This is a genomic window from Mesorhizobium sp. USDA 4413 (assembly GCF_056280365.1).
Genome location: NZ_JBVPRP010000001.1, coordinates 6,688,797 through 6,696,769, shown reverse-complemented (window position 1 = coordinate 6,696,769; position 7,973 = coordinate 6,688,797). Strand labels below are relative to the sequence as shown.

Sequence of the window (7,973 nt, the reverse complement as noted above, 5' to 3'; positions counted from 1 at the left end):
AAAGCCAAATCCTGTCCCCGCAACCACTTTCACCATAAATCAATAACCGTCCTGGTCTAACCGGGGCGGTTTTTTGCGCCGGGCTGGCACGCAATGCCCTGCGGCGCCCATGCCTGGGCCGAGCGCTACGATCGCGGCTCCGAAGACATTTTCGCGCTTCAAGACGAGATCGCGCTGGCAGTGCTGGGCGCGATTGCGTCGAGCGTGCGGAAGGCCGAGATCGAACGCGTCAGGCGCAAGCGCCCCGACAGTCTCGATGCCTATGATCCGTGCTGCAGGCCCAGCCTGATGTCGATTCCGGCATGCCGGGAGGCGGCCCTTGTTCATGGACAGGATGACGCGCTCGCCCTGACATGGGCGGGCTTTTTCATCGGGATGGATGCGCAGGATCGCGCCGCCGCGTTCGCAGCATTGGAAGCCGCCCTCGCCATCAGCCGTCATCGGCGCTGACCTACATCCCTGGCAGCGTCATGCTCGGATGGAGCGGCGAAGCAGAGCGCGCGATAGAGTGGAGCGAACTGGGCATCGGGCTAAGCCCGTTCGATTCCTGGGCCTGGGCCGCATTTGATGCGCAAGCAATGAGTCATTTGCTGCGCGGCCGTTACGAAGAGGCTTGCCGTGCGGCCTACAAGTCCGTCCAAGCCAATCCGGCGCATAGCATCACTTATGAGCACGAGGCAGGGCGCCCGCCTCGTGGAGGAATGGGTTGTGGGCGATTGGCTTAGACCGAGGAGTATGGCACGCATTCGCTGGCGTGCCGATGTCGCGTCCGGCGGCCAGGGGCTCGTCATCGGCCGTAGTGACCGCGAATGATGGCGAATGCGCGAGTTCAGCCAGGCGCAGCGCCAAGGCGCCGTAGCGAGCCCGCAAAGGCGCTGGCGGGGTTCTCAGAGCAGCAGCGATGTCATCGAAGATCGCTTCAATGCCTGAATAATTGAGACTGTGAGTCTGTGAATCCGCTCGCTGGCAGATGGCCCGGCGACCGGTGAACTTCGGAGGAAGTGGTTTGAGCCGCCGGGCCTAGGTAACCGTGGGAAAATGCAAACCACGGGTGCCTTGAGCATGAACCCAATGGCGGCCGGAGGCAGTGCCGGTAAGAACTCGCCGTGCGAGGCCCCGACTACAGCCTCAACCCCGACGAGCCACCGGCCCAGGAAGGTACCGGCAACATCTTCAGTTCAAGGCTAGTGGCAGCTTTTTCGGTTCGAAACGAGACAGCATAGTTCCCGTCAGCATCGAGTGCTGGCACAATCCCTTGCAGGGCCGATGCATTTTTCTGATTCGATGGCCTCCCGCGCTCGGTAACCGACAGCTCGCACCCGCCCCCAACCCGGCCGTCGGTTGCCAGTCTTCTTTGGTCTCTGCACGCTTTCGGCCACCTGGCTGCGATTCTGCCGCTTTATGGCAAGTGAGGCGCGTCCCCATCGATCACGAGACGCTCGTGCTCCAAGAAAGCGTGCCAGACTACCTGCCGCGCGTCCCGTTCATCCACCATCTGGCCGCACCGGGGACAGCGGTAGAAATACTCACTTTCGTGCTCGCGAACCTTCCCGTAGAGATGAGGTTCGAATGGGCCGAGCTCCGAGAGCTTCGTCATGTCGCCTTGTCCACCAAGGGCGTCTTCCGCTTCGGCGGCACGTAGCGCGTTACAAGCCTGAGAGTGTCGGCTTTCACGGTTACTGGAATACCGAGGTTGACTGTGACCTTGCCGGCTTCCTCGTCGACGTAGGTGACATCTCCAATAAGCTCGATTTCCTGGCCCTGCTTCACCTTAGACGTTCGGTCTAGGATTGAATGCGGCTGACCATAGGAGGGAACGGAAACGCTTACCCAGTCCTTCGTGACACGCCTACGCACCTTGGCCGTGATGGCCACCTCATCGCCAATGTTGAAAGAGACCTTGGCCATGTCATGAGTCTGGGGCGGGGAGCGCATTATTCAAGCGCTTGCTAATGGAACATCGAACGCAGGGTGAAGTTGAACAAACAGGTGGCGCGCGGACAGGCTCCGCGCGCCGGGCCGGGTGGGGTTCATAGCAACCAGGCCCACACTGGAAATTCGAGTCCGCAGGGAGGCCCGATAAAGACGAGCTCATCCAATGCTCAGCATTGCGGAAGTAACTGGCGCCCGTTGCCTATTGGGGCTGGAATCCCGGCGCCGGCCCGGCGAATCGGAAGCTTCGCCGCAAGATCAGAGATACGCGGCCGGGTTGTCTTCAAGGAACAGAAAAAGGAACAGTGCATAGGCTAATTTTAGGGACGCCAGATCTTTATTAATGACGGCGCGCGCGCCAATGAGCTTCGCAACTTCATGGAACAAAAGCGGATCGCCCGCGCTGATGCAACTGCCATTTCCTCGCATCCCGGCAGCAGTCTTGCCGCCCTGTCGGACATCAACAGCGCTGCCGGTGAAAAGCTCGCTGGCCCGTATGACGCAGAGGTTCGCACGACCGACGCGATCTTGAACGACGAGGCTATGGGTGCGGTGTTGATCGCAACTTCTTCTGCGAGGCGCTTGCATTCCTTTACCTCGGCGATGGTATTCGCCCTTCCCCATTTTGATGACTCTGGGGCAAGTGCCGCTTAAGCAAGTACCTGCTAAATTTGCCAACAGATCATTGCGAGCCAGAGAGCTGTGGAGAACGGGGCGGCGACTGACATATGGGAGGGCAATCGATGTCAATGCCATACAATTTTTCGCAAGGCGATGCGCCGATAGATCTACAAAGATCCTTCTGGAACAAATGGAACACTGAAATCGGTGGGCGCGATAAGCATACCATAAGCGCACGTCAATCAGAGGTCATACGAGGCTGGCTCGAGAAACTGGGCCGAAATGACCTCGATATCCTTGATGTTGGCTGCGGCAATGGCTGGTTCGACCCGGAACTTTCACGATACAGCAAGGTAACTGCGACCGACCTTTCCGACGAAGTTCTGACTTGCGCGGCAAAGCGTTGGCCACACATCACTTTCACTGCAGGAGATTTCTTGGCCCTGGACTTCGGCCAATCGACATTCGACGTGATCGTCACCCTGGAAGTTCTCTCGCACGTCTTCGATCAAAAAGCTTTTGTCCGCAAACTCGCCACCCATCTTCGGCCTGGCGGCTATCTGATGCTGGCAACGCAAAACCGTCATGTACTCGAAAAGTACAATGCGATTCCGCCTCCTGCGCCGGGGCAGCTGCGTCACTGGCTTTATCGCCACGAGCTAGCCGAATTGCTCGAACCCGAATTTGCGTCGCAGGAACTTTTCACGGTTTCGCCGGTGGCCCGCGTCGGAGTGATGCGGATCGTGAATTCGTGGAAGCTCAATGCACCTATACGCGCTCTCTTTGGCGCCCGCGTGGAGCGGTTCAAGGAGCGCATGGGGTTCGGATGGACTTTGATGGCTCTCTCTAGGAAACGTTTTTAGGAAGTTTGGCGACTGCCTCACGCGTCCGACCGGCAAGTGAGCCAGCTTCAGCGCCTGGGGGAACGCAAGGATCGTGCCCGGCGCCGAGTCGCGGCGGCGGGCGAGGAAGTCGAGCATCACCGCCGCTGGCGTCACAGGACACTTTGGGAGTCGGGTCTTGCTTTCGTCGAAGCAAAGGAATGTGACGGGCGAGGCGCCCGAGGCCTTTCAAAGGGATCCTAGTCTCCTAATAGATCCTTTCTTAACCGCTATAATGAGCTTCCAATGCCGCGATACTTCTTCGATGTTTCCGATACGGGGGATGTCTATCAAGGCGCACGTGGAGCCCTCCTGCCGGGGATTGAGTCGGCCAAGGAACGGGCACTCAAAATGGTTCGTAACTAGTGGCAAACTGCGATCTGGTGTGCACAGTCCGCGATTGCGATGACAGTCAAATCTTGCAGACAGAATTGAATTCGGAACGCCGGATGTTATTTCGTAATTTAAAGCGCATGGAGCGAATCTGAAAGATCGTGACGCGCTTCAAATTTCCAACTGACCCACTACTTGTGGCAATCGCGGCATCGATGCTCCTACCTGGAGGCTCCTCACCGCCCGTCCGCCTCAGCAAATTTTACTTGCCAGCACGGCCTAAACAAACCAAGCGCTCGCTCTGTGAAGATAGAAGTGCAGTAGCGGGCCGCCAAGGGCGTTGTCGGTTCAATCCTGCGCTCTTACTTAGCCCATGGTGCTACTGGAAACGTTCACTCCCAGCCGAGGGTAGTGTTCACCATCGTTCCGCCTTACAGCCGGATGCCGTGCCGGCGATCCGGACCGGAGTGGCCGCCGATATACGTGGCCACGGATTGGATGAAAGCACTGCGCCGGCAATCTCGCCGCGGCGATGGAGAATTCGGCCCCAGGCCTCAACTGTCGATGTAGTCGCGCTCGAATCGGGCAAATTTTGTCAGGCCTGGTTCATCGAGCATGCGGACATGGCCCTGGCGGAATTCGAGAAATTTGCGCTCGCGCAGTTCCCGCAGCATTCGATTGACATGTATCGGCGTAAGGCCGAGCGCATCTGCGAGATCGTACTGGGTGAGAGGGCATTCATAGCTGTTGCGGGTGACGGAGCCGATCCGTTCCAGTCGCGCTCTCAGTTCGAGGAACAGATGCGCCGTGCGTGCCAGGGCGCTGCGTCGTCCCACATTGGTTAGGTGTTGAGCGATAGCCGCTCGGTGTTGCATCAGGGTGTCGAGGATAAAGGAGAAAAGCCGGGGCGACTTCATGGCGGCAAGGGAAAAAGTCTTTGTCGAAGCCACCAACACCGAAAGTTCAGTTTGAGCCACAAACGTTTCAAGAGCATTGCCCGCGGGTGACTGAGACATGACGATATCGCCCGTCAGGGCAAAATCCAGAATTTGCCGCTGCCCGCCCTCGAGTTCATGAGAAATGCAGCCCCAGCCCGTCTCGACTAAGAATACGCGATCGCTAACCTCGCCTTGGCTGACGATGACCGTCTCCGCCGGATAGCGCTTCGGCGTGAACCCCAGCGCCTTGATCAGAGCGATATCGTCGTCGTTGAGTCCGACGTACGATGAACGTTTGTCGTTCCCGCGCAAAACGGGACGTGAACGGTACGTCATTTACCACCCTGCCCAAGCTTTCCTTCCCCCCGGAAAAGAATGTACCGCAAATTTGATGCGATGAGTATACACTCCCTTAAGGATCGCTATTGAATCATCGGTGATTGCGGCCACTTTTGTCGGAATGTGCGGGTTCCACTTGCTTGCCGAAGCCGTGATTTGAGAACGCCGGGGGCGGTACGGCTAGGGTTTGTTTCTCTTGAAGTTTTTCCGCATCGACTCGGTTATTTCGGCTGGCGAGGGCGCAACTGCGGTTATCCACTTGATCGGCGGCATTCCGCAACATCGTTGACGCTCCTTAAGCAATCCGCTGATCTCGGCGGCCGACAACAAGTGGGATCCTTCGAGTCCAGCAGCACGGATTCACCCACGTGCAGTGCGGCAAGCGCAACCGCTCTCGGCCTAGGTCCTCGCGGTTCCAAGATTGGAAAAGGCCTTTCATGCCTCTCATATTGGCATAGCTTACCGGCAGGCTTTGACCATTGCGTCGGTCGGCAGTTCGGCCCCAGCCTGGCGCCGAAGTCGAGCGTGACGGATTGATGGGATCAGCCCCGGTTCAGCAATCCATGCCGATGGCAAAAAGTGGCGCCACGTCGCGCTGTTGCGCATGGCCATGGACCCGTACGGATCAGGCGTGGGCCCGCCTCAGAGAGGACTTGCCCACATCGGCAATTGGCAGCGGGAAAGGTTCGACCTGTCCTGCGGTCTTGTCCAGATACTGCATCAACGCCGTGACGAGGTGGTAGAAGATGCTTGCGGGGACCTCCGTTGCCACCGACCTTCCGCGCTCGTCGATCTTGTCGATCCACAAGCCGAGCGGTGCGGCATCAATGTGCCATCTGAAAAGGCGGGCGACGCGCGCTTCGATCTCCGGTTTCAGATCGGGCCCGCCAATGCCATCGAGCGCGACGGCCGCCTTGATCGCCTCGCATTGCGGCCAGCTTCGGGACAGCGGATCGAGCGGCATTCCGTGCCGCGAAACTGCTGCATAGGCCAGCCCCGTGGCCCGATTCAACCCACTGGCGACCGCCGACGAATAGAGTTTCCTTGCAAAGGCCACCAGATCCTTTTGCCCGCTCGCCCGGGAGAAATCGACGAGCAGGGAAGCCCATTCGAAATGGTGCCCCGGTTCGGTCCACTGTCCCTCGTCCCCCGGCAATGGCTGCCAGTCCACGTCGAAACGTTCCCCGAGCGTCCAGCTCTCATGGTCGAAGAAATGGCAGCGGAAGAGATCGATGACACGTGCCGCCCGACGCAGATAGGCGCGGTCGCCGGTGACGTCGTGCCAGGCAAGGAAGGATTCCAGCATGTGCATGTGCGGGTTCGAGAATCGTACGCCGTTCCAGCCAGGCGACTCGAGGAAGCCGTTCAGGCAGCCGTCCTCGAGATGAGTGTCGATGAAACGGAATGTCTCCTGCGCGAGCCGCAAGGCATCCCGATGGCCGCACCGATGAGCATGGGCAAGTGCCAGGAGCACACAGGAATGGTCGTAGGCGTCCTCAGCCGGGTCGGCCACGCTGCCGTTGCAATTGAGGGTGCGCGCCCAGCCGCCGCGGTCGGTGCGGCCGTATTTCGCGAGGAAGCCGATGCCGTGGTCGATGAGACTGCCGGCCGGTCCGGCCCAGCCGCGTTCCTTCGCCACCGCGAATGCGTAGATCTGGCGCGCCATCGTGCGCATGCGCTTGGGTTTGCCCAACGGCCTTGCGTCGAACCCGAGAGCCTCGTGGAAGCCGCCATACACGTCGTCGACACCTGCCGTGGACCACAGCGGCAGAGTTTCCTCGAAGAGCCAATGCTCAACGCGCCTGCGCCATGCTCCGCTGATGATGCCCCGATCTTCCGACGCTGTGAACTTGGTCTCGATCCGTCCGCTCTTCTCCAACTGCTCGACGACCTTCTTGACGTTCTGGCTGTGGCTGACGGGGGCAACGAACACCGCATCCGGCGTCGCCACCACCGCCACATCCTTCATGCCGACTACGGTCAGCAGCCTGCCCTGGCTTCTAAGGTAGGAGCTGTCGCAATCCATGGCGATGACATCGCCCATCACGACGTTGCCATCGCGGTCGGTCGGGCTGGCTTCGAGGAGCGACTGCCACGATCCAAGATCGTTCCAGCGGAAGGAAGCCGTCACCATCGCGATGTCGTTCGCATGCTCCATGACCGCGTAGTCGACCGAGGTCGACGGGACGGTCGAGTAGAAGCCCTGGGGCAGGTAAATGCCCGACACGTCGGCCCGTGCGGTCTTGACGGCGCGCTCCGCACCTTCCCAGATGTCGGGCCTTAAGTCGAGAAATGCCTTCCGCATCGTATCGGCGCGAAACAGGAAAATGCCGGCGTTCCAGTAGAACCGTCCCGAAGACACATATTGGCGGGCGGTCTCGGCATCGGGTTTTTCGATGAAACGCGAAACGGCGGCCACGCCGTCGCGACCGTCCGAAACCTCGATGTAACCATACCCGGTTTCGGGATGTGTCGGCCTGATGCCGAATATGACGATGCTTCCTGAAGCTGCCGCCGGCCTACCCGCCTCGACGGTTTCCCAGAATTGGGTTTCGGTCGATATCTCATGGTCGGAGGGGACCACGAGTACAAGCGCGTTCTTGCCATATTCGGAAATCGTCTGCAGGGTGGCTATCGCAACCGCCGCGGCGGTATTGCGGCCGACAGGCTCGAAAATCGGCCGGCCGCCATTGAGGCCGAGGGGACTGATATCCGAGATGACGCGGTCGGCGTGCCGCTCGGACGCTATCAGGTAGATGGGCGTTTCGCCATCCGGCCGCGCCTTGAGGCGCCGGATGGTCTTGGCAAGCATGGAGCCGTCGCCCGAAAGGTCGTGGAATTGCTTGGGATTATCTTCACGCGAAAGCGGCCACAGCCGTGAGCCGACACCTCCGCTCATGACAAAACTTACGATCCGGTCCGGCATCGG

Annotated in this window: 6 protein-coding genes; 2 read left to right on the top strand and 4 right to left on the bottom strand. The window is 59.6% G+C overall.

What is annotated here, in order from left to right; translation table 11 throughout:
• The first annotated feature begins 93 nt into the window (after nt 1-93).
• Complete coding sequence (locus ACVMIM_RS32495; RefSeq protein WP_278052281.1) at nt 94-450, top strand: hypothetical protein; 357 nt, start codon at nt 94-96, stop codon at nt 448-450.
• Nucleotides 451-1,593: 1,143 nt separating this feature from the next.
• Here ACVMIM_RS32495 and ACVMIM_RS32490 read toward each other — a convergent pair.
• Nucleotides 1,594-1,908: a hypothetical protein gene (locus ACVMIM_RS32490; RefSeq protein ID WP_476117047.1), complete on the bottom strand. Its 315-nt coding sequence runs from the start codon at nt 1,906-1,908 to the stop codon at nt 1,594-1,596.
• 282 nt (nt 1,909-2,190) lie between these two features.
• Nucleotides 2,191-2,556, bottom strand: coding sequence for a hypothetical protein (locus ACVMIM_RS32485; RefSeq protein WP_476117046.1), 366 nt, complete (start codon nt 2,554-2,556; stop codon nt 2,191-2,193).
• A gap of 119 nt (nt 2,557-2,675) precedes the next feature.
• Here ACVMIM_RS32485 and ACVMIM_RS32480 point away from each other — a divergent pair, with 119 nt between their 5' ends.
• The gene (locus tag ACVMIM_RS32480; RefSeq protein ID WP_476117045.1) at nt 2,676-3,416 is read left to right on the top strand and encodes a class I SAM-dependent methyltransferase; all 741 of its coding nucleotides are present in this window, start codon (nt 2,676-2,678) and stop codon (nt 3,414-3,416) included.
• A 905-nt stretch (nt 3,417-4,321) separates the two neighbouring features.
• On the opposite strand, the gene ACVMIM_RS32475 is transcribed toward ACVMIM_RS32480, so the two are convergent.
• Entirely contained in the window at nt 4,322-5,041 is a 720-nt protein-coding gene (locus ACVMIM_RS32475) for a Crp/Fnr family transcriptional regulator (RefSeq protein ID WP_476117044.1), read from the bottom strand.
• Between the two features lie 628 nt (nt 5,042-5,669).
• Nucleotides 5,670-7,970, bottom strand: coding sequence for a mannose-1-phosphate guanylyltransferase/mannose-6-phosphate isomerase (locus tag ACVMIM_RS32470; RefSeq protein ID WP_476117043.1), 2,301 nt, complete (start codon nt 7,968-7,970; stop codon nt 5,670-5,672).
• Between the last annotated feature and the right edge of the window lie 3 nt (nt 7,971-7,973).

Coding starts and splice junctions, on each gene's coding strand:
- ACVMIM_RS32490 (WP_476117047.1), bottom strand. CDS start 1,908: ATGGCCAAGGTCTCTTTCAACATTGGCGATGAGGTGGCCATCACGGCC.
- ACVMIM_RS32475 (WP_476117044.1), bottom strand. CDS start 5,041: ATGACGTACCGTTCACGTCCCGTTTTGCGCGGGAACGACAAACGTTCA.
- ACVMIM_RS32470 (WP_476117043.1), bottom strand. CDS start 7,970: ATGCCGGACCGGATCGTAAGTTTTGTCATGAGCGGAGGTGTCGGCTCA.
- ACVMIM_RS32485 (WP_476117046.1), bottom strand. CDS start 2,556: ATGGGGAAGGGCGAATACCATCGCCGAGGTAAAGGAATGCAAGCGCCT.
- ACVMIM_RS32495 (WP_278052281.1), top strand. CDS start 94: ATGCCCTGCGGCGCCCATGCCTGGGCCGAGCGCTACGATCGCGGCTCC.
- ACVMIM_RS32480 (WP_476117045.1), top strand. CDS start 2,676: ATGTCAATGCCATACAATTTTTCGCAAGGCGATGCGCCGATAGATCTA.